This window comes from Methylogaea oryzae (assembly GCF_019669985.1).
GTDB lineage: Bacteria > Pseudomonadota > Gammaproteobacteria > Methylococcales > Methylococcaceae > Methylogaea > Methylogaea oryzae.
The window spans coordinates 2621705-2641161 of sequence record NZ_AP019782.1; the positions used below are offsets into that span (position 1 = coordinate 2621705).

Consider the following 19457-nt stretch of genomic DNA (forward strand, 5'->3'; position numbering starts at 1 on the left):
CAATGACGGTATGAAACCCGACATTTTTTGGCGCTCGTGCGCCGGCTTGGCCGCCGCCGTGGCCATCACCCTGCTGCCCGGCTGCGCCATGGAAGAAGTTCCCGTACGCGCCCCCCGCCCGGCACTGACGCTGCGCGCCGTGGGGTACGGTACCGTGCGTCCAGACAAAGGCATGACCGTCAATCAAATGAAGCTCATGTCCATGCGGGCATCGCGCATGGACGCCTACCGCAACCTCACCGAACAGGTGTACGGCATACAAATCGCCGGCGCCACGACGGTGGGTTCCATGGTGGTGGACAACGACAGTTACAAAGGCTACGTCAGCGGCTATATGCACGGCGCCAAGCTAATCAGCCAGGAGCCGCTAACCGACAATTACACCTACGAAACCATATTGGAACTGACCGTGGAAGACGACTTCTATCAGTTCGCCAACCGCCTGCTGGCGGCTTACCCTCCGGTGGGCAACAACCAGTCAAACAGCGGCGGCGTCGCCCACAGCGATCGTTACTACTACAACAGCCACTAGGCCGATCTCCCGCCATGTCGCGCCGCATCGCTGTTTTACTCGTCGCGCAAATCGCCGCCGCAGTGGCTTCGGCCGGCGAAGTGCGGACGCGGGGGCTAGCCCCGCTGGACAACCAAAGCCGGGGAGCCGCCCGTTTACAAGCCATCCAGGATGCCGAACGGCGCGCCGCAGAGCTTCCCGGCATGCGCATCATGGGCAACAGCCGCTCGGACGGCCTCGGCACCACCCAGATTCAGGGCGACGGCCGGCTGGGGGAAACCCGCGTGGTCGGCGAATCCAGCAATAACGGCATGTTGCGGGTGGATACCGCCGTCAACGTCAATCCGAAAGGCGGCTGCCCGGCCGCCCACTACCGCAAAAAGCTCGCGGTGGCGGGCTTCACCCTGGCCCATCCGGACCAAGCGCTGGACCTGTTCGACGCCGGCCATGGTTTTGCCATGGAACTGTTCCGCGGCCTGGAAAACAACCGCCGTTTCCAATTGCGCAACGCCGTCTCGATCAGCGTGTTCCCCGACCCCAACCTGGCGCCCGCCGTGGACACCTACGGCGACCCTCGAGCGGTCGCGGCCCTGGGCCGCAAGATGGACGCCCAATTCGTCGTGGCCGGCTCCATACTCGACCTGAGCGCCACCAGCTCCATCTACAACCAATTCGCCAATGAAATAACCAGCCTGTTCGGCTTCCACACCGAACCCTACAAGCGCGGCCTGCGCGTCGGCTTGTACGTGTTCGACAGCCTCACCGGCAACAGCCTGTTGGAACAAGTTTACGACCGCACGGTATACGGCGACGTCTATTTCGGCACCGGCCAGGCGTTCAACAGCCGCGAAGTCCAGGACTCGCAATTAGGCGGGGCCGTGCAAGAAATCATCGAACAGCAAGTAGCCGACATCGCCACCAAGCTGAACTGCCTGCCCTTGATGGAACGCATCGTGCGCGTGGAAAAACCTTACGTTTACATCAACGCCGGCAGCAACTCCAACATTCAAGTGGGAGACACCCTGGCCGTTTATCACCAACTGGATAAGCCCTTGCCGGGCGTGTATTACCAAAGCGAACGGTCGCTGGGTTATGCGGAGGAACTGAAAACCACGCTGACCGTCACCCAGGTGCAGCCGTCGTTCTCCATCGGCAAGCTGGAAGTGGACTCCGCCGAGGTCAGCCCCATGGATTTGGTGCGGTCCTGGTGACCGCCGCGTTACACAAGCACTTAAACCGCCGGAAAAAGACGCTAATGAAGCCAAAATCGCCCTTGATCGCCGCAATCGCCTTCGCCCTGCTCGCACAAGCCGGCACCGCCACGGCCGCCAATCCCCGCGCCCACGCCAGGAAGCCTCAAAAACACTCGAGCGCCCATCGCGCGCAAGCGCCCACGCCTTGCCAAGCGGCCTCCATCAATCCCAGGGAAGACCGCGAAATAGTCATAATGAAGATGACGCAGCGTATGGATTGCCTGGAAAACAAGGTCAACTACCTATCGGAACAACTCTCCTTGCGCAGCAACGGCGCCGTGCCGTCCTTCGTGGAGAAACCGAAAGAATTCGTCATTCGCTATCCGCGCGATCCGGAAAATCCCTAGCGGATTCCCGCCGCAAACAAAAAGGCCACCGGCGCAAACCGGTGGCCTTTTTTTCATTCCCGCCCGGCCGCTTCCGAGAAAGCGGCGCGGAGCGGATCATCCGGCTATCAGCACTTGCAAGCGCCGGAATCGATAGCGGAGCAAACTTCGCGGCCGATCAGCGGGTTCAGGCTGTCCATGATCTGCAGCACAACGCCCATCACAGCCAGAGCCAGCCAGCCGAAGATCACGAAGCCGTAGTGCAGCGGAGCTACGAACAGCTCTTCCATGAACCAGAAGGTGTGACCCCATTCGTTCAGACCTACGTTCGGCAGAATCATGAACGGACCTACCACGGTGATCAGGTACGGCAGGGACATGCCCTTGTTCCAGTGCGGAAGACGGGTCTTCGCGTACAGGAAGGAAGCAAAACCCGTGATGATGTAGATCGGGTAGGTCAGGTAGAACTCAATGATGTGCGACGGCGTGAAGTCGGTGTCGCGCACCACGGTCTGGTGCCAGGTGCCGTCCTGTTCGGTGAAGTAGGAAGCACCCCAGTAGATGGCCCATGCGTAGGCGAACAGCCATACCAGGTGGGTCATGTTGCGGCGCAGCTCTTCACGCGGGGTGATAGCAGCCAGGTTACGGTCGCGGCTCTTCCACAGGTAGCCCCACAGGATGGAAGCCGTGGTGATTTCCAGCACGATTTCGATGTACAGGAAGTTCATCCAGTACGTTTCGAATTCCGGTGCGAATGCATCCAGGCCAGCGGACCAGCCGTAAACACCTTCGTACCAGCGAACCCAAAAGTAGAACACCGTGTACAGCATAAATGCGAACGTCAGCCAGCCCTTGTCCAACAGGGGCTTGTCCTGAGCATCGGCGACGGAAATTGAAGTTGCTGCCATGTTGACCTCCTAGAGTTTTTATATGCCACGTACGCTATGGCGGCGCTGGGACAAACTCACCCAAGTGCTCGATTGGACAAACGTCCGCCATAAAGTTCCGAACTTTTTCGGATTTCCGAAGAATTTTATTGCGACCGCCTAATCGCCCATATAAAGCGACAAGGCCAATAACAACGCGTCTTCGCGGCCGTTCCGCGCCGGATAATACCCCTTGCGCAGCCCCACTTCGTTGAATCCCATGCTTTCGTACAAACGTCGCGCGGGTTTATTGGACGGACGGACCTCCAAAAACACCGTTTCCGCCTTGCGCGCGGCCGCATCGTCGATGAGCTTTTGCAGCATTTTGCGGCCGTATCCCTTGCCGTGGATGTGGGGCGAAACGCAAAGGTTCATGATCTGGCCTTCGCCCACCGCAACCGACAAGATGCCGTAAGCGGCGACGGCGTTCATGTGTTCGCCGACCCAGCACTGGTACCCCACTTTAAGGCAATCGCCGAAAGTGGCTTCGCTCCAAGGAAACTCGTAAGCGGCCGCCTCGATGGCCGCGACCGCCTTCAGATCCGACTTGCGCATGGGGCGAAAGAACAACTCGTTCTCCAGAATGCTGGGGTTATGTTTAGCGTAAAACTCGCGTTCCGCGTCGTAGCTGACGATTTCAACCATACGATCCAACCATGCGGGCATAACGTTCACCCCTTTCTTTTCTAGTTATTTTTCCGATAGTGCAACGGGAGCGGCCAACGCCTCCCGATACGTCTTGAGCGCCAAGCGCAAATCGTCCCAGGCCCGGCGCTTCTCCGTCAGGCTGCGCAACAAATAGGCCGGATGGTAAACCACCACCAAGGGAATATCGCTGTCGTAGCGGTGCACGCGTCCGCGCAACTTGCCCACCGGGGCATCGGTCTTGAGCAGGTTTTGCGCGGCGATGCGGCCCACCGCCAAAATGATCTTCGGCTGGATCAAGTCCACTTGGCGCCGTAAAAAAGACTCGCAGGCCGCCGCTTCTTCCGGCTTGGGATCGCGGTTGCCGGGCGGCCGGCATTTGAGGATATTGGCGATGAACACCTGCTCCCTGCCCTGCCCCACCGCGCGCAACATTTCATTGAGCAGCTGGCCGGCGCGGCCGACGAAAGGTTCGCCTTTCAGGTCTTCCTGCTCGCCCGGCGCTTCGCCGATCACCAGCCAGTCCGCTTGGCGGTTACCTACGCCGAAAACGGTCTGGGTGCGCGTCTGGTGCAAAGCGCAGGCGGTGCAGACGGCGACCCGCCCCTCCAACTCCTCCCAGTCCGCCCCGCAGGAGGACGGAGGCGCGGAGACGCCGGCCGACAGCAGCGGAGCGGCTTCCACCGCAGCCCCGCCCGGCTGCCAGGCCCCACCCTCCCTCGGCGTCCAGCGTTGAACGCCCATGGCATCCAAATAACGCTGGCGCCGGGCGTCCATCACACGTCGTCCACCTGGGGATGCTGGCGCTTGGCGGGCAGCAGCAAGCGGTTGGCGGCGTTGATATAGGCCTTGGCGGAAGCGATGACGATATCGGTATCAGCGCCCTGGCCGTTGACGATGCGGCCGGCCTTTTCCAGACGCACGGTCACTTCGCCCTGGGCGTCGGTGCCGCTGGTGATGCTGTTGACCGAATACAGCTGCAAGGTGGACTCGGTCTTCAGCACCGATTCGATGGCCTTGAAGCTGGCATCCACCGCCCCGCTTCCCTGGGCGACGCCCGCCGTTTCGACGCCGTCGATTTTAAGGGTGACGGAAGCCTGCGGTATCTCGCCGGTTTCGGAGCAAACCTTGAGGGCCACCAGCTTCACTTTCTCGTCTTCCGACTCCATGCTGGCTTCGGTAATGAGCGCCTGCAAATCCTCGTCGAAAATTTCGTGCTTCTTGTCGGCCAATTCCTTGAAGCGCTGGAAGGCCTGGTTCAAATCGGCTTCGGCGGCGAACTCCACGCCCAGCTCCATAATGCGCGTCTTGAAAGCGTTGCGGCCGGAGTGCTTACCCAACACCATGCGGTTGGCGGTCCAGCCCACATCTTCGGCGCGCATGATTTCGTAGGTTTCGCGGTGCTTGAGCACGCCATCCTGGTGAATACCGGATTCGTGCGCAAAGGCGTTGGCGCCGACGATGGCCTTGTTGGGCTGCACCGGGAAACCGGTGATCGACGACACCAGCTTGGAGCAGGTGACGATCTCGCGGGTGTCGATGTCCGTATCGCAGGCGAACACGTCGCGCCGGGTACGCACCGCCATCACCACTTCTTCCAAGGCGGCGTTGCCGGCCCGCTCGCCCAGGCCGTTGATGGTGCATTCCACCTGACGCGCGCCGTTGAGCACGGCGGACAGGGAATTGGCCACCGCCAAGCCCAAATCGTTATGGCAATGCACCGAAAAGATGGCTTTGTCCGAATTGGGGATGCGGTGGATGAGGTTTTTGATACGCTCGCCGAACTGGAACGGCATGGCGTAACCCACCGTGTCGGGAATATTCAGCGTGGTGGCGCCGGCGTCGATCACCGCTTCCAAAATCCGGCAGAGAAAATCCTCTTCCGAACGGCCGGCGTCTTCCGGGGAAAACTCCACGTCGTCCGTATACTGGCGCGCCCGCTTCACCGCCTTGACCGCGTATTCGATCACCTGATCCGGTTCCATGCGCAGCTTGAGCTGCATGTGGATGGGAGAGGTGGCGATGAAGGTGTGTATGCGGCGGCGCTTGGCGTCCTTGAGGGCTTCGCCGGCCTGGTCGATATCGCGATCCAGAGCGCGGGCCAAGCCGCACACGGTGCTGTCCTTGATAGTGCGGGCCACCGCCTGCACCGCTTCGAAATCGCCGGGGCTGGCAGCGGGAAAGCCCGCCTCGATAATGTCCACCTTGAGACGCTCCAGCGCCTTGGCGATGCGCACTTTCTCGTCGCGGGTCATGGATGCGCCGGGACTTTGCTCCCCATCGCGCAAGGTGGTGTCGAAAATGATTAATTTGTCGCTCATGGCTGTGCTCCGCTCACGGCCAATCGGATTGGCCTGGGCAAGGGTCTTGCAGAATTGGTTTTTTTATAAAGTGGAATGCGCTGTTTGCCCCTCAGGGCAGCAGGCACAGCAGCAGCGGCAGCAAACGGCGGGCATACGACGTCGCGGGAGCGAAAGTCCCGAACATCGTCGATTGGCGGTAAACGCGAACGTTAGCCATGGTAGCCCGTTGAAGTCCGTTTTTACTATATCACCGCCCGGCCGATGATGCCAAGCCGGCTCAACTCTTGCGCTCCTGCCGCCATTTACGCAGCATGGACAAGGTCAACGCCGGGCCGGACACGGCATAACCGAGGAAAATCAGGAACAGCATCAGGGACGGCTGGGCCAGCACCACGGCGAAGCCCAGCATCACCACGATGATGACCACGAACGGCACTTTGCCCTTCCAGTCCACTTCCTTGAAGCTGTAATAGCGCACATTGCTGACCATGAGCAAACCGGTCAGCACCGTCAGCACCAGGGACACCATGGACACGGACGCGCCCTGGAAGTCGTATACCACCCCCACCCAGACATAACCGGCCAGCACCGCCGCCGCCGCCGGGCTGGGCAGGCCTTGGAAATAGCGCTTGTCCGCCGTGCCCAACTGGGTATTGAAGCGCGCCAGCCGCAAAGCCGCGCCGGCGCAGTGAACGAAAGCCGCCACCCACCCCAGCTTGCCCAAGGTGGACAAAGACCAAACGAACATCACCAACGCGGGCGCGGCGCCGAAGGACACCAGATCGGACATGCTGTCGTACTGGGCGCCGAATTCGCTCTGGGTGTTGGTGAGGCGAGCCACGCGTCCGTCCAGCCCGTCCAGCACCATGGCGGCGAAAATCGCGATGACGGCCAGTTCGAAGTGGCCGCTGATCGCCGCCGTGATGGCGTAGAAACCGGAAAACAGCGCGCCGGTGGTCATCAGGTTGGGCAGCAGGTAAATGCCGCTCCGCCGTCTGCGCTTCGATGAATTTGGTTCTTCCATAGCCCTGCTTCAGGTTGCCGAAAACGACCTTCCCTGGTGTTGCTCAACCGGGCATTCCCTTGCAGCAAACGGGCCGTCGAAAAACGGCGTTTTCCGCGGCCCGCAAAAACAACGCTGCCCCGTCGGACGGGGCAGGCTGGAGCTTAGTTCTTGGTTTGATCGACGATTTTGTTGGCCTGAATCCACGGCATCATGCCGCGCAAACGTGCGCCCACTTCTTCGATCTGGTGCTCGCGGCCGATGCGACGCTTGGCTTTCAGCGTGGCGGCGCCGGCTTGGTTTTCCAGGATGAACTCGCGGGCGAATTCGCCGTTCTGGATTTCCTTGAGGATCTTCTTCATTTCCAGCTTGGTCTGCTCGGTGACGACGCGCGGGCCGCGGGTCAGGTCGCCGTATTCGGCCGTGTTGGAAATGGAGTAGCGCATATTGGCGATGCCGCCTTCGTACATCAGGTCGACGATCAGCTTCAGCTCGTGCAAGCATTCGAAGTAGGCCATTTCCGGCGCGTAGCCCGCTTCCACCAGGGTTTCGAAGCCGGCCTGCACCAGCGCCGTGGCGCCGCCGCACAGAACTGCCTGTTCGCCGAACAAATCGGTTTCGGTTTCTTCGCGGAAGGTGGTTTCGATGATGCCGGTGCGGCCGCCGCCGATGGCGGAAGCGTAGGACAGGGCGATTTCCTTAGCCATGCCGGAAGCGTTCTGCGCCACGGCGATCAGGTCGGGGATGCCGCCGCCCTTGACGAATTCGCTGCGAACGGTGTGACCGGGAGCCTTGGGCGCGATCATGATCACGTCCAGGTCGGCGCGCGGCTGGATTTGCTCGAAGTGGATGTTGAAGCCGTGGGCGAAAGCCAGGGCGCCGCCCTTCTTGATGTTCGGCTCGATCTGGTCGCGGTACAGGGCGGCCTGGTGCTCGTCCGGCGCCAGGATCATGACCACATCGGCGGCTTGCACCGCTTCCGCCACCGGCAGCACGGTCAAGCCGGCGTTTTGCGCCTTGACCGCGGAGGCGGAGCCGGGACGCAGGCCGATCACCACGGATACGCCCGAGTCCTTCAGGTTGTTGGCGTGGGCGTGTCCCTGGGAACCGTAACCGATAACGGCGACCTTCTTGCTGCGGATGATGGATAGATCGGCGTCTTTGTCGTAATAAACCTGCATGTTGCTCCCCTGTGATTAACTGGTGTGAAAATAAAACCGCTAGTCGGCGCCGCGATCCCGCGCCGTCTTACAAATAAAGCCCTTTGTCGCCGCGCAGGATGCCGGTGGCGCCGGAGCGCACCACTTCCAGGATGTTGGCGGTGTCTACTGCTTGCAGAAAGGCGTCCAGCTTGCTCTTCTCGCCGGTCACCTCGATGACGTAAGTGCTGGCCGTCACGTCGAGAATATTGCCGCGAAAAATGTCCGCCAGGCGCTTCACCTCTTCCCGCGCCCCATCCTCCGCCCGCACCTTGACCATCATCAGCTCGCGCTCGATGTGGCTGGACTGGGAGATGTCGATCAGCCTGACCACGTCGATCAGCTTGTTGAGCTGCTTGGTGATCTGCTCCACCACCTCGTCGCTGCCCAGGGTCACCAGGGTCATGCGCGACAAAGTGGAGTCCTCCGTAGGCGCCACGGTCAACGATTCGATGTTGTAACCGCGCGCGGAAAACAGTCCCGCCACCCGCGACAAAGCCCCGGACTCGTTTTCGATCAGAATGGAAATGATGTGTCGCATGCTCAAGCCAGCTCGCTGTCCGTGGACGTACCGGGCGCCAGACGCATGTCGTGGTGGGCCTTGCCCGCCTCGATCATGGGATAGACGTTTTCCGTGGAATCGGTGATGAAGTCCATGAACACGGTTCTATCCTTCAACTTGAACGCCTCTTCCAGGGCCGGACGCACGTCGGCCGGCTTTTCGATGCGCATGCCCACATGGCCGTAAGCTTCCACCAATTTGACGAAATCCGGAATGGTGTCCATGTAGGAATGGGAATAGCGGCTTTCGTAGATGAACTCCTGCCACTGCCGCACCATGCCCATGAAGCGGTTGTTGAGGTTGACGACTTTCACCGGCGTCATGTACTGCAAGGCAGTGCCCAGCTCCTGGATGCACATTTGGATGCTGGCCTCGCCGGTCACGCAAGCCACATCCAGCTCGGGAAACGCCAGCTTGGCGCCGATGGCCGCCGGCAGGCCGAAGCCCATGGTGCCCAGGCCGCCGGAATTGAGCCAGCGACGCGGCTTGTCGAATTTGTAGTACTGCGCCGCCCACATCTGATGCTGGCCCACGTCGGAGCTGATGATGGCGTCGCCCCGGGTGACTTCCCACAACTGCTCGATAACGAACTGGGGCTTGATCAAAGCGCTGTTGCGGTCGTATTGCAAGCAGTCCACCGAACGCCAGTACTCCACTTGCCGCCACCAAGCCTTGAGGGCGACCTCGTCCGGCTTCTGGCCGGAAGACTTGAGCGCGTCCAGCAGGTCGCGCAACACCGGCGCCACCTCGCCGACGATGGGCACGTCCACCTTCACCGTCTTGGAAATGGAAGCCGGGTCCACGTCGATGTGGATGATCTTGGAATTGGGACAGAACTCGGCCAACTTGCCGGTGACGCGGTCGTCGAAGCGGGCTCCCACAGCCAGCAGCACGTCGCACTCGTGCATGGCCATATTGGCCTCGTAAGTGCCGTGCATGCCCAACATGCCGACGAATTGCTTGTCGGTGGCGGGATAAGCGCCCAACCCCATCAGGGTGTTGGTGATCGGCGCGCCCAGCCAGCGGGTGATTTCGGTCAATTCGTCCGAGCCGTTGCCCAGCACCACGCCGCCGCCGCTGTAGATCATCGGCCGTTTGGCGGCCAGCAGCAGTTCCGCCGCGCGCTTGATCTGGCCCTTGTGGCCGTGGGCGTGGGGGCGGTACGAGCGCAGCGACACCTCGCGCGGATATTCGTAAGGGATCTTCACGCCGGGGTCGGTGACATCCTTGGGAATATCCACCAGCACCGGGCCGGGACGGCCGGTGGTGGCGATAAAGAAGGCTTTCTTGATGGTTTCCGCCAGCTTGCCGACGTCGTCCACCAGGAAGTTGTGCTTCACGCAGGGACGGGTGATGCCGACGATGTCGGCCTCCTGAAAAGCATCGCTGCCGATGACCGGGCGCGGCACCTGGCCGGTGATGACCACCAAGGGGATGGAATCCATGTAGGCGGTGGCGATACCGGTGACCGTGTTGGTGGCGCCGGGACCGGAGGTTACCAGCACCACGCCGGGCTTGCCGGTGGCGCGGGCGTAACCGTCGGCGGCGTGGGTAGCCCCCTGCTCGTGGCGCGCCAGGATGTGTTTCACGTCGTCCTGCTTGAACAGGGCGTCGTAAATATGCAGCACCGATCCGCCGGGATAGCCGAAGATGAATTCGACGCCCTCGTCTTTCAGGCACTGGATGAGGATTTCCCCGCCGCTAAGCTCCACGATTGCCTACCTTATTGCAGTGAACGCGCGCCCACCACTCCGTGTCAGCAACGCAAAAAAGAGCACGATAAACTACCCGACCGACGCCTTGTCCGTCAAGGAACTTAAGGCCTGAAGGCGTTTGAGCGAGCCCTGCCGAAGGCCTTTCCAGACGACCTGGCCGGCCAGGAACTCAGTCCCGAGCCAGGGCCATGCTCGGGCGGAAAACGCTAACGGCCAACCGAACGATGGTTCCCGTAGGAGGGGCTTTAGCCCCGATGGTTTGGCTGAGGACGCCAGGACCAAAGCCCCTCCTACGAAGACCCCGCGGGCGACCCCCGACTGCCCGGGAATCGCCGCGCTCGTTCGGCTTAGCCGGCGAAGTTCTTAGCGACGAACTCCCAGTTGACCAGGTTCCAGAACGCTTCCACGTATTTCGGGCGCGCGTTGCGGTAGTCGACGTAATAGGCGTGTTCCCACACGTCGCAGGTCAACAACGGCTTCTGGTTGCAGGTGCAGGGGCAAGCAGCGTTGCTGGTGCTGGCCAGGGCCAGGCTGCCGTCGGCTTCTTTCACCAGCCAAGCCCAACCGGAACCAAAGGTGCCGATGGCGCACTTGGTGAATTCTTCCTTGAACGCAGCGAAAGAACCGAACTTAGCGTTAATGGCATCGGCCAAGGCGCCGGTGGGTTCGCCGCCGCCGTTGGGCGACAGGCAGTTCCAATAGAACGTGTGGTTCCACACCTGGGCGGCGTTGTTGAACAGGCCGCCGGAAGACTTCAGCACGATGTCTTCCAGGGACATGTTTTCGTATTCGGTGCCGGCGATCAGGTTGTTCAGGTTGGTGACGTAGGTCTGGTGGTGCTTGCCATGGTGGAATTCCAGGGTTTCCGCGGAAATGTGCGGTTCCAGGGCGTTCTTGGCATAGGGAAGTTCGGGAAGCTGAAAGGCCATGGGCTTATCCTTTTGATTGCGGTTGGAGAAAAGGGTCCGGCGACAATAACCTAGTCGCACCATAGGATATAGTCTATCACCATCGCCGCTGTACGGAAAAGGCGCCGGGCGGACATCAAGGACGCCAATTCCAATAACGGCCGGCGCTGTCGCGATACTGCTCCAACGCCAATCCCTGGAACTGAAAATCCACCGTCAGGGCGCCGCCGACGCCGGTGATCGCCGTCGCCACCCCGAAGCGGCGATAACGCTCGGCCACCTCGCGGCTGGGAAATTTGAAGCGGTTGCGATAGCCGGCGGGAATCAGCGCGCGGCGCGGCGCAACGGCGCGAACGAAGTCCTCGGTGGACGAGGTACGGCTGCCGTGGTGGGGCACTACCAACGCGTCGCTGGCCAATTGCGCGCCGTACGCCTCCACCAAGCGGGCTTCCGTTTCCCGTTCGATGTCGCCGGTCAGCAAAGCGCCGCCATGGGCGCCGCTGACTTTCAACACGCAGGAGCGATTGTTTTCGCTGCCGGACTCGTCCCAAGGCGACAACACGGCGAAATCCACGCCATCCCAGCGCCAACGCTGGCCGGCCCGGCAAGGAATCGGTCCATACCGCTCCAAGCGCTCGGGAACGCTGGTGTACAGCCGCGCCACCGGCAGGGCCTCCAACAGGTAATCCGCCCCGCCGATATGGTCGTTGTCGCCGTGACTGACCACCAGCGCATCGATGGCCGGGCCGACGGTGGCACGCAGGAACGGTTCCACCACCGAGCGCCCCGAATCCACGTCCGCGCCGAAACGCGGGCCGGCATCGTAGACCAGGGTATGGCTGGCGGTGCGCACCACCACCGCCAAGCCCTGCCCCACGTCCAAGGCCGTCAAGCGGAAACCGCCCTCCTCCGGCATCGGCGGCTGCCAAACGACGGCCGGCAACACCAGCGGCACAGCCAGCCAACGGCCCGGCAAGCCGCGCGGCATTAAGCAAAGCACTGCCGCCAGCCCGGCCAGGGCCAAGCTCCAGCCGGGCGGCGCCGGCCGGCCCCAATCGACCCGGGGCCAGTCCGCCAACCACTGCAACGGCAGCCAACACCATTGCAGCAGCTGATCCGCCCCCTGCAACAGCCAGCCGGAGGAATCGAGACCCAACTCCAAAGCCGCCGCGCCCGCCAAGGACAGCGGCACCGCCAAGGTGCCCATAACAGGAATGGCGATCAAATTCGCCAGGGGTGACACCCACGGCGCCTGCTGAAAAAGCAAGACCAACAGGGGCGCCAAGCCCAGCCCGGTGGCCCAATTGGCCCGCAAAAACCCGCGCCAGCCGGCGGCGGGACGCAACCGTCCGGCCACCGCCAACAGGATCAAAGCCACCGCTGCGAAAGACAGCCAAAAGCCCGGCGCCAGCACTGCGAAGGGGTCCAGCAACACCACCAGAAACAGCGCGGAAGCGAAGACGTCGCTCAGCCGCACATGGCGCCGCCACGGCACGGCGCACAGCGCCACAGCCGCCATGACCAAGGCGCGGCGGGCGGGAATGGCGAAATCCGCCAGCGCCGTATATCCCAGCGCGGCGAGCAAGGCCGCCACCGCGCCCACCGACGGCGGCGACCAGCGCTGGAGGCCCAACCGCGCCGCCGCCTTGCTTACCAGCCAAAACACCAGCCCCGCCACCAAGCCGATGTGCGAACCGGAAATCGCCACCAAATGGGCCGTGCCGGTGGCCCGCAGCACCCGCCATTGCGCCTGGCTAATCCCGCTCTCGTCTCCCATGACCAAGGCCCGCACCATGCCGGCGAAGGGTTTGCCGGACAGCACGGCATCGACGTTGTCCGCCAAGCGCTGCCGCCAAACCTGGAAATCGAACGCACCGCCCTCGGCCAAGCGCCGATTGTCCGGCGAAGGCCGCACATACCCCGTGGCGCCGACGCCCTGGGCGAACAGCCAGCGCTCGTAGTCGAAACCGCCGGGGTTGAACGTGCCGCGGGGCCGCTTCAGCCGCAGCGTTAAACGCCAGGTTTCGCCGGCCTTGGGCAGAGGATGCTGGTCGTACCAACTCAGCCGCAAGCGGCCCGGCAAGCCGGCCGCGGGCTCGGGGGAAAAATCGAAACGCCAGCCGTGGGCAAAGCGTTCCGGCAAATCGGCGATCACGCCGACGACGGCAAGATCCTCGCCTTCCAGGCGATCCGGCAAACGCTCTTGCAAACGCCACGCGGCGAAACTCAGCGCCCAGGCCATCCCCAGAACCAGCGCCGCCGCCACGACCCGGCGCCGGCCAGCCAACAGCGCAAAGGCCAGCCAAGCCGACACGATCCACGGCCAACCGGGCAAAGCGGCCCATTGCTGCGGCAACGACACCCCGGCCACAAAAGCCAGCGCGGGCCAAATCCGGTTATGCATGCGGACTCCTTTCCAGGGGGCTTTATCCTTTGAAGGCAACCCATTCAGTTTAGAATGGCCGCGACCCTAGCCGCCAACAACAACAAGCACCGGGAGCCCGCCATGCCGAAAAGACTCTTCCAGCGCTACATGCCGGACCCCGACAAAATCCGCAAAATCGAAGGCCTGCAATTTCTCGGCGACCGCCTGCACAGCCCCAACCTGTGGCACATCAACCGCCGCTCGGTGGCGAATGCTTTTGCCTGCGGCCTGTTCGCCATGTACACGCCGCCCCTGCCCTGGCAAATGGCCATCGCCGCCGTCCTGGCCGTGTTCTTCAGCGCCAATCTGCCGATTGCCGTATCCCTGGTTTGGATCACCAATCCCGTCACCTGGATCCCCATGTACTACTTCGCCTACCGGGTCGGCGCCCTGCTGCTGGGACGGGACACGTTCGCCTTCTCCGCCTTTTCCCAGGTGTTCAGCCTGGAAACCGCCTGGGAACTGGGCGCGCCGTTCCTATTGGGTTGCCTGATCCTCATGGTGCTGGGCGCCGCAGCCGGTTACTTCGGCGTCCATGCCCTCTGGCGCCGGCACGTGCAACGCGCCTGGGACGAACGCAAACTGCGCCGCCAGGGCATCGTCGTGGAACACAAGCCGCTGATTCCGGGATCGGACAAAGCCGTCGCTTTGCTGTCGCAGGCCTGGGTCCGTGTAGAGCCCCACGCCAAGGCGCTGTGGAAAGTATCGGCCGAGGCTGCCGTCCAAGCCTGGGCATCGCCGCCGGCCGAACGAATCCGCACACTGCTGCAGGAACAATGGAAGATTCTCCAAACGAAAGCCCAGGCTTACCTGAACAAACTTACCTCCTGAATACTGCGCGCAACCAAGCAGAAGCGGAGAGCCGATGCTAAATTCAATACGCCGCAGCAATAGGGCAGCGGCATTGGCCCAGTGCCTGCCGGTTTCGGTCAGGCACCAGGCTGCAACCACCGCCTAGGACAGCCGCCCGACACAGGCAAGGAGCCACGCATGAACCAATGGACCGGTTACTGGGGAAAAATCCGCAACGAACCCGGCAAACCCTTCGCCTGGCTGCCCCTCGCCCAGCACTGTTTGGACGTGGCGGCGGTATTCCAGACCCTCACCGCCTTGCCCGCCTTCCGCGCCCGGCTGCAAACCGCCGCCGGCCAGCCCTTGGACGACGCGCAATTGCAACGGCTGGCGGTCATCGCCCTGCTGCACGACGTTGGCAAAGCCAACCTGGGCTTTCAAGACAAGGCATTCGATCCCAAGGCTCCCCGCGCCGGACATATCCGCGAACTGGCGCCGCTGCTGTTTGAAGAACGGCTGAGCGAAGCCTTCGACACTGCCCTGCAACTCGACACTCTGCAAAGCTGGTTCGCCTCCGAGGAAGCGCTGTGCGACTTCCTGTTCGCCTCTTGGTCCCACCACGGTGCGCCGATCAAATTGGATCCCAGCGAGCAAACCGGCAACTACTACCCGGCCAAAACCCGTTGGTGGTCCGCCGCAGGCGGCCGAGACCCCATGGCCGCCATCGCTGAATTGCTGCAAACCGCAAGACTTGCCTTTCCCGCCGCCTTTAACGATGGCGGCAAGCCCATCCCCAACGCAGCGGCGTTGCAACACCGTTTTGCCGGGCTGGTGATGCTGGCCGACTGGCTGGGCTCGCACCAGGGATTTTTTCCGCTGGATCGTTCCAGCGACGGAGAAATTACCCGCCAAGTCGCCCAGCGCGCCCTCCTTGCCGTGGGCCTGGACGCGGCGCCGGCCCAAGCTTATCTGGCTCAACATCCCGCCGCGTTCCAGCAGCGCTTCGGCTATGCGCCGCGGCCCTTGCAGGCAGCCATAGACCGCCTCGCCGCCGACGATCCCCAAGCCCGCCTGCTCATCGCCGAAGCGGAAACCGGTTCCGGCAAAACCGAAGCAGCCCTGGCGCGGTTTTTCCACCTGTTCGCCGCCGGCCAAGTGGACAGCCTGTATTTCGCCCTGCCCACACGGGTGGCGGCACGAGAGCTGTACCGGCGCGTGCTGAGCTATTTGGAACAGGCCTTTCCCGACCCGCAGCAGCGCCCCGTGGCGGTGTTGGCCGTGCCGCGCTATGCGCGCGTCGATGGCGCCGAAGTGCAAAGCCTGCTGCCCGACGAGCGGGTACTCCACCACGACGACCCAAACCAGCACCGGCACGCAAGGCAATGGGCGGCGGAGCATCCCAAGCGCTTCTTGGCCGCCACGGTGGCGGTGGGCACCATCGACCAGGCACTGCTGTCCGCCGTGCAAACCAAGCACGCCCAGATGCGCTCGGTGTGCCTGGACCGCAGCCTGCTGGTGGTGGACGAAGTCCATGCCTCCGACGCCTACATGCGCCGACTGCTGCGCGGGCTGTTGGCCCACCACGTCGGGCAAATGGGCGGCCATGCGCTGCTGCTTTCCGCCACCCTGGGCGCCGCCGCCCGCACGGAACTCCTGCAAGCCGGCGGCTGCGCCGTTGCCGCGTTGCCGGATCATGCCGGCGCCTGCGCCGCCCCTTATCCCACGTATACCGATTTGGGCGGCGTTGCCTTGCCAGTGGAACCCGCAACGAAGGACTCAGGCAAGACCGTGGTGTTTCAACTTCGCGCTTGGCTGGCCCAGCCGGACAAGCTGCTGCCGGAACTGGCCGAAGCCTTGCGGGCAGGAGCCAGGGTATTGGTGGTGCTCAACACCGTGGCGCGTGCGGTCGCCTTGCAACGCGCCGCCGAACAACACCCCGCCATCGTCAAGGACTGGCTGTTCCGCTGCGGAAGCACCGTCTGCCCCCATCATGGCCGTTTCAGCCCCAGCGACCGCGAATTGCTGGACCAAGCCGTCAGCGACCGTTGGGGCAAAAACACGCCCGTCGGCCCGGCGCTGCTGATCGGCACGCAGACCTTGGAACAAAGCCTGGACATCGACGCCGATTGGCTCATTACCGACCTGTGCCCAGCGGATGTGCTGTTGCAGCGCGTCGGCCGCCTGCATCGGCATGGGCGCGAGCGGCCCGCCGGCTTCGCCGTGCCGCGCTGCACCGTGCTGACGCCGGATTGCGCCGGCCTGGAAGCACTGTTGGACGCTAAGGGCGAAGCGCTGGGCGAAGCGAAACAATCCGGCCTGGGCAGCGTCTACGAAGACCTGCGCACGCTGGAACTGACCCGGCTCCTGCTGATCGAGCAGCCGGTGGTGGAAATTCCCCAGGACAACCGCCGCCTGGTGGAAGGCGCCACCCACCCGCAGCGCTTGGCCAGCCTGCAAGGCGAGCGCTGGGCCAAGCATGGGGAAAAAATGGACGGCGGTGTCCTGGCCAAGGAGCTCGCCGCCCACTACGCCGCCGCGCTTTACGACAAGCCGTTCGGCGACTGTGCTTTCAACGACATCGAAAAAAACGCCCAAGCCCGTACGCGGCTGGGACTGGACACCCTGCGCATCCCACTGGCCGCCGCCGTACCCGGCCCTTTCGGCATCGAACTGGCGGAAATCCTCATCCCCGGCCACCTCGCCCCGAAAAACACCGCCGAAGCAACCGCCGAAGTCTTGCGCCAGGACGGCGAAAACATCGACTTGCGCTACGGCGGCCAACGTTACCGCTATTCCCGCTATGGACTGGAGAAACTCGATGAACCTGCTGACTGACCCCGTGTTCCGCACGCAAACCCCGGACGGACTGGCCTGTTTAAGCCTGCCGCAACTGCTCGAAGCCCTGGGCGGCGACCGGGTGGAATCCCTGCTTGGCCTGCAACGCCACCAGGAAGACGCCTTCCACGTCTTCCTGTGTTATCTCGCCGGGGCCGTCCTGGCGCGGGAAAACCAAACCGATCCCCACCAAACCGCCGACTTCTGGCTGACCGGCATCCGCCGCCTGACCGGGCGGGAAGACGACTGCGCCTGGAGTTTGGTGATCGAAGACGTTACCCAGCCGGCGTTTATGCAAGCGCCCGTACCGAAGCCGGGCGACTTTGCCGACTTCAAACCCAAGGCCGCGACTCCGGATGCCCTGGACGTGCTGCCCACCGCCAAAAACCACGACATCAAATCCAGCAAAGCCGGTCGGCCGCTGCCCGAAAACTGGGTATACGCCTTGATCAGCCTGCAAACCATGAGCGGCTTTTTCGGCCAGGGAAACTACGGCATCGCCCGCATGAACGGCGGTTTCGGCAGCCGCGCCGTAGTGTCCCTCGCCCATAGCCAACGCCCCGGCCGCCGCTGGCACCGCGATACCGCCCGGCTGCAGGCCGTGCGCGGCGAACTGCTGGCCGGCGATTGGAAGTACCAAGCCCAAGGCCACGTCCTGTTGTGGATATTGCCCTGGGACTTGAAGAGCAGTTTAAGCCTGGCGGCGCTGGACCCTTTATACATCGAAATCGCCCGCGCCGTGCGCCTGCTGCCCGCCGCCGGCGGCATCCAAGCGCTGGGCGCTTCGACCAAAGCGCCGCGCATCGCTGCCGGCGAAACCGGCGGCGTCTTGGGCGACCCCTGGACGCCCATCAATCTCAACGACAAGAAAAAAGGCCAATCGGCACTCACCGTATCGGCCAGCGGGCTAAGCCCCGAATTGCTGCGCAATTTGCTGTTCAAAGACGGCTACAAACCGGCGGAAATGCAGCAGGCCGATGCCGAAGCAGACAGCCCGGACTGCCGCTTCACCGCCACCGTGCTGGTGCGCGGCCAAGGCACCACCGACGGCTTCCATCACGCATCGCTCCCCATCCCGCCCGGCAAAGCGCGCCGCTCGATCCGGCGCGGCTCCGACGAGCGCAAACGCTTGGCCGAACTCAGCAAGACCGCGCTGAACGACGCCAAGGAAATGCAAAACCGCGTGCTCAAGCCCGCCGTCATCGCCCTATTGGAAGGCGGACCGGAAAAGATCAATTTCGACCGGCGCGAAGTCAACCAATGGCTGACGGACACCGCCAAGCAATACAGCGAAACCTGGGCCGCCGACTTTTTCCCCTGGCTCTGGCGCCAAGCCGAACAGGAAGACAAAGACGCCGCACGGCTGGAATGGCTGCAAGCCCTGCGCGACAAAGCCAAAGCGGTGCTGGAAGACGCCATCGCCCGCTATCCCGCCCGCGAAGGCCGCCGTTATCGCTCGCGGGTCAAAGCCGAAGGGCTGTTTTACGGCACGCTTTTCAAAACGTTCGAGCAACTCAAGGAGACCACCCATGATGCCAAGCATTCCGCCTGAAGCGCCGGAAAAGCCCGCCGCCACGCTGGCGTCCAGCATCGGCCACATCGCCGCCACCATCGACGCCGAGCATTTCCCCAGCGGCGAACGCGCGGCCCTGCGCCGGCTCAGCCCGGACGCGCCACCCAGCCTGGCTTTCTACCGCTTCGCTTTCAAACATCTGCCGCCCGACTGGGAGGCCCAGCGAAACGCCTGGATGGCCATCGTATCCGGCATCGCCCTGATGTGTCCCAGGCCGCACCGGCCGGACCGCGCCGCCGGGCTGGCGCTGGCCGAAGCCGGTTACTCGGAAAAACGCCTGGAACGGCTGCTGGCCGCCGAGGGTGACACCCTGCACACCCTGCTGCTGCGCGCCGTGCGCTTCCTGGCGGCGAAGAACGCTACCTGCAACTGGGTGCAGTTCGCCCGCCTATTGCTTTCCACCGGAGAAGAAAAACGCGAAGCCGCCCGCCTCGCCATCGCCCGCGAGTTTTATCGCAACCACAAAGACCACAAGGACTAA

Annotated in this window: 17 protein-coding genes; 7 read left to right on the plus strand and 10 right to left on the minus strand. The window is 63.0% G+C overall.

The genetic code is table 11. The features are described 5' to 3' along the window. Nucleotides 1-10 precede the first annotated feature (10 nt). The 3 genes from K5607_RS11455 to K5607_RS11465 are packed head-to-tail and all read left to right on the plus strand — an operon-like array spanning nucleotide 11 to nucleotide 2111. Nucleotides 11-532, plus strand: a complete 522-nt coding sequence (locus K5607_RS11455; RefSeq protein ID WP_054773057.1) for an LPP20 family lipoprotein — start codon at nucleotides 11-13, stop codon at nucleotides 530-532. A gap of 14 nt (nucleotides 533-546) precedes the next feature. Further along, nucleotides 547-1722 (plus strand): flagella assembly protein FlgT middle domain-containing protein, encoded by a 1176-nt coding sequence (locus K5607_RS11460; RefSeq protein WP_221047072.1) that lies wholly within the window; start codon nucleotides 547-549, stop codon nucleotides 1720-1722. 44 nt (nucleotides 1723-1766) lie between these two features. Continuing rightward, on the plus strand, nucleotides 1767-2111 hold the full coding sequence (locus K5607_RS11465) for a hypothetical protein (RefSeq protein ID WP_221047073.1): 345 nt from the start codon (nucleotides 1767-1769) through the stop codon (nucleotides 2109-2111). Between the two features lie 107 nt (nucleotides 2112-2218). On the opposite strand, the gene amoC is transcribed toward K5607_RS11465, so the two are convergent. From amoC to K5607_RS11515, 10 genes are all read right to left on the minus strand, one after another. Beyond that, a complete protein-coding gene (amoC, locus tag K5607_RS11470) occupies nucleotides 2219-2998 on the minus strand; it encodes a bacterial ammonia monooxygenase, subunit AmoC (RefSeq protein WP_221047074.1) in 780 nt (259 codons plus the stop codon). Nucleotides 2999-3136: 138 nt separating this feature from the next. After that, the gene (gene rimI / locus K5607_RS11475) at nucleotides 3137-3682 is read right to left on the minus strand and encodes a ribosomal protein S18-alanine N-acetyltransferase (protein ID WP_054774920.1); all 546 of its coding nucleotides are present in this window, start codon (nucleotides 3680-3682) and stop codon (nucleotides 3137-3139) included. A 24-nt stretch (nucleotides 3683-3706) separates the two neighbouring features. Continuing rightward, nucleotides 3707-4438, minus strand: a complete 732-nt coding sequence (locus tag K5607_RS11480) for a uracil-DNA glycosylase (RefSeq protein WP_221047075.1) — start codon at nucleotides 4436-4438, stop codon at nucleotides 3707-3709. Then, nucleotides 4438-5982 carry a 2-isopropylmalate synthase gene (locus K5607_RS11485; RefSeq protein WP_221047076.1) on the minus strand — a complete coding sequence of 515 codons (1545 nt, stop codon included), beginning with the start codon at nucleotides 5980-5982 and terminating at the stop codon, nucleotides 4438-4440. The genes K5607_RS11480 and K5607_RS11485 overlap by 1 nt, the downstream gene beginning before the upstream one ends. Nucleotides 5983-6241: 259 nt before the next feature. Then, nucleotides 6242-6988: a CDP-diacylglycerol--serine O-phosphatidyltransferase gene (gene pssA / locus K5607_RS11490; RefSeq protein WP_221047077.1), complete on the minus strand. Its 747-nt coding sequence runs from the start codon at nucleotides 6986-6988 to the stop codon at nucleotides 6242-6244. 143 nt (nucleotides 6989-7131) lie between these two features. Continuing rightward, nucleotides 7132-8148 carry a ketol-acid reductoisomerase gene (ilvC, locus tag K5607_RS11495; protein ID WP_221047078.1) on the minus strand — a complete coding sequence of 339 codons (1017 nt, stop codon included), beginning with the start codon at nucleotides 8146-8148 and terminating at the stop codon, nucleotides 7132-7134. 67 nt (nucleotides 8149-8215) lie between these two features. Next, nucleotides 8216-8707 carry an acetolactate synthase small subunit gene (ilvN, locus tag K5607_RS11500; protein WP_054773684.1) on the minus strand — a complete coding sequence of 164 codons (492 nt, stop codon included), beginning with the start codon at nucleotides 8705-8707 and terminating at the stop codon, nucleotides 8216-8218. A 2-nt stretch (nucleotides 8708-8709) separates the two neighbouring features. Beyond that, complete coding sequence (locus tag K5607_RS11505; protein ID WP_425515774.1) at nucleotides 8710-10440, minus strand: acetolactate synthase 3 large subunit; 1731 nt, start codon at nucleotides 10438-10440, stop codon at nucleotides 8710-8712. 350 nt (nucleotides 10441-10790) lie between these two features. Continuing rightward, nucleotides 10791-11372: a superoxide dismutase [Fe] gene (gene sodB / locus K5607_RS11510; RefSeq protein WP_054773685.1), complete on the minus strand. Its 582-nt coding sequence runs from the start codon at nucleotides 11370-11372 to the stop codon at nucleotides 10791-10793. 115 nt (nucleotides 11373-11487) lie between these two features. Then, on the minus strand, nucleotides 11488-13755 hold the full coding sequence (locus K5607_RS11515) for a DNA internalization-related competence protein ComEC/Rec2 (RefSeq protein ID WP_221047079.1): 2268 nt from the start codon (nucleotides 13753-13755) through the stop codon (nucleotides 11488-11490). 102 nt (nucleotides 13756-13857) lie between these two features. Between K5607_RS11515 and K5607_RS11520 the strand changes: the two genes are divergently transcribed. From K5607_RS11520 to casB, 4 genes are all read left to right on the plus strand, one after another. Further along, nucleotides 13858-14607 carry a DUF2062 domain-containing protein gene (locus tag K5607_RS11520; RefSeq protein ID WP_221047080.1) on the plus strand — a complete coding sequence of 250 codons (750 nt, stop codon included), beginning with the start codon at nucleotides 13858-13860 and terminating at the stop codon, nucleotides 14605-14607. Between the two features lie 159 nt (nucleotides 14608-14766). Further along, nucleotides 14767-17403: a CRISPR-associated helicase Cas3' gene (gene cas3 / locus K5607_RS11525; protein ID WP_221047081.1), complete on the plus strand. Its 2637-nt coding sequence runs from the start codon at nucleotides 14767-14769 to the stop codon at nucleotides 17401-17403. Next, the gene (gene casA, locus K5607_RS11530; RefSeq protein ID WP_221047082.1) at nucleotides 17387-18955 is read left to right on the plus strand and encodes a type I-E CRISPR-associated protein Cse1/CasA; all 1569 of its coding nucleotides are present in this window, start codon (nucleotides 17387-17389) and stop codon (nucleotides 18953-18955) included. Before cas3 ends, casA begins: the two co-directional genes overlap by 17 nt. Continuing rightward, the gene (casB, locus tag K5607_RS11535) at nucleotides 18933-19457 is read left to right on the plus strand and encodes a type I-E CRISPR-associated protein Cse2/CasB (protein ID WP_221047083.1); all 525 of its coding nucleotides are present in this window, start codon (nucleotides 18933-18935) and stop codon (nucleotides 19455-19457) included. The genes casA and casB overlap by 23 nt, the downstream gene beginning before the upstream one ends.

Bases quoted from the DNA above. Each gene is read 5' to 3' on its own strand.
- K5607_RS11455 (WP_054773057.1), top strand. From the start codon at position 11: ATGAAACCCGACATTTTTTGGCGCTCGTGCGCCGGCTTGGCCGCCGCC.
- K5607_RS11460 (WP_221047072.1), top strand. From the start codon at position 547: ATGTCGCGCCGCATCGCTGTTTTACTCGTCGCGCAAATCGCCGCCGCA.
- K5607_RS11465 (WP_221047073.1), top strand. From the start codon at position 1,767: ATGAAGCCAAAATCGCCCTTGATCGCCGCAATCGCCTTCGCCCTGCTC.
- amoC (WP_221047074.1), bottom strand. From the start codon at position 2,998: ATGGCAGCAACTTCAATTTCCGTCGCCGATGCTCAGGACAAGCCCCTG.
- rimI (WP_054774920.1), bottom strand. From the start codon at position 3,682: ATGCCCGCATGGTTGGATCGTATGGTTGAAATCGTCAGCTACGACGCG.
- K5607_RS11480 (WP_221047075.1), bottom strand. From the start codon at position 4,438: ATGGACGCCCGGCGCCAGCGTTATTTGGATGCCATGGGCGTTCAACGC.
- K5607_RS11485 (WP_221047076.1), bottom strand. From the start codon at position 5,982: ATGAGCGACAAATTAATCATTTTCGACACCACCTTGCGCGATGGGGAG.
- pssA (WP_221047077.1), bottom strand. From the start codon at position 6,988: ATGGAAGAACCAAATTCATCGAAGCGCAGACGGCGGAGCGGCATTTAC.
- ilvC (WP_221047078.1), bottom strand. From the start codon at position 8,148: ATGCAGGTTTATTACGACAAAGACGCCGATCTATCCATCATCCGCAGC.
- ilvN (WP_054773684.1), bottom strand. From the start codon at position 8,707: ATGCGACACATCATTTCCATTCTGATCGAAAACGAGTCCGGGGCTTTG.
- sodB (WP_054773685.1), bottom strand. From the start codon at position 11,372: ATGGCCTTTCAGCTTCCCGAACTTCCCTATGCCAAGAACGCCCTGGAA.
- K5607_RS11515 (WP_221047079.1), bottom strand. From the start codon at position 13,755: ATGCATAACCGGATTTGGCCCGCGCTGGCTTTTGTGGCCGGGGTGTCG.
- K5607_RS11520 (WP_221047080.1), top strand. From the start codon at position 13,858: ATGCCGAAAAGACTCTTCCAGCGCTACATGCCGGACCCCGACAAAATC.
- cas3 (WP_221047081.1), top strand. From the start codon at position 14,767: ATGAACCAATGGACCGGTTACTGGGGAAAAATCCGCAACGAACCCGGC.
- casA (WP_221047082.1), top strand. From the start codon at position 17,387: ATGAACCTGCTGACTGACCCCGTGTTCCGCACGCAAACCCCGGACGGA.
- casB (WP_221047083.1), top strand. From the start codon at position 18,933: ATGATGCCAAGCATTCCGCCTGAAGCGCCGGAAAAGCCCGCCGCCACG.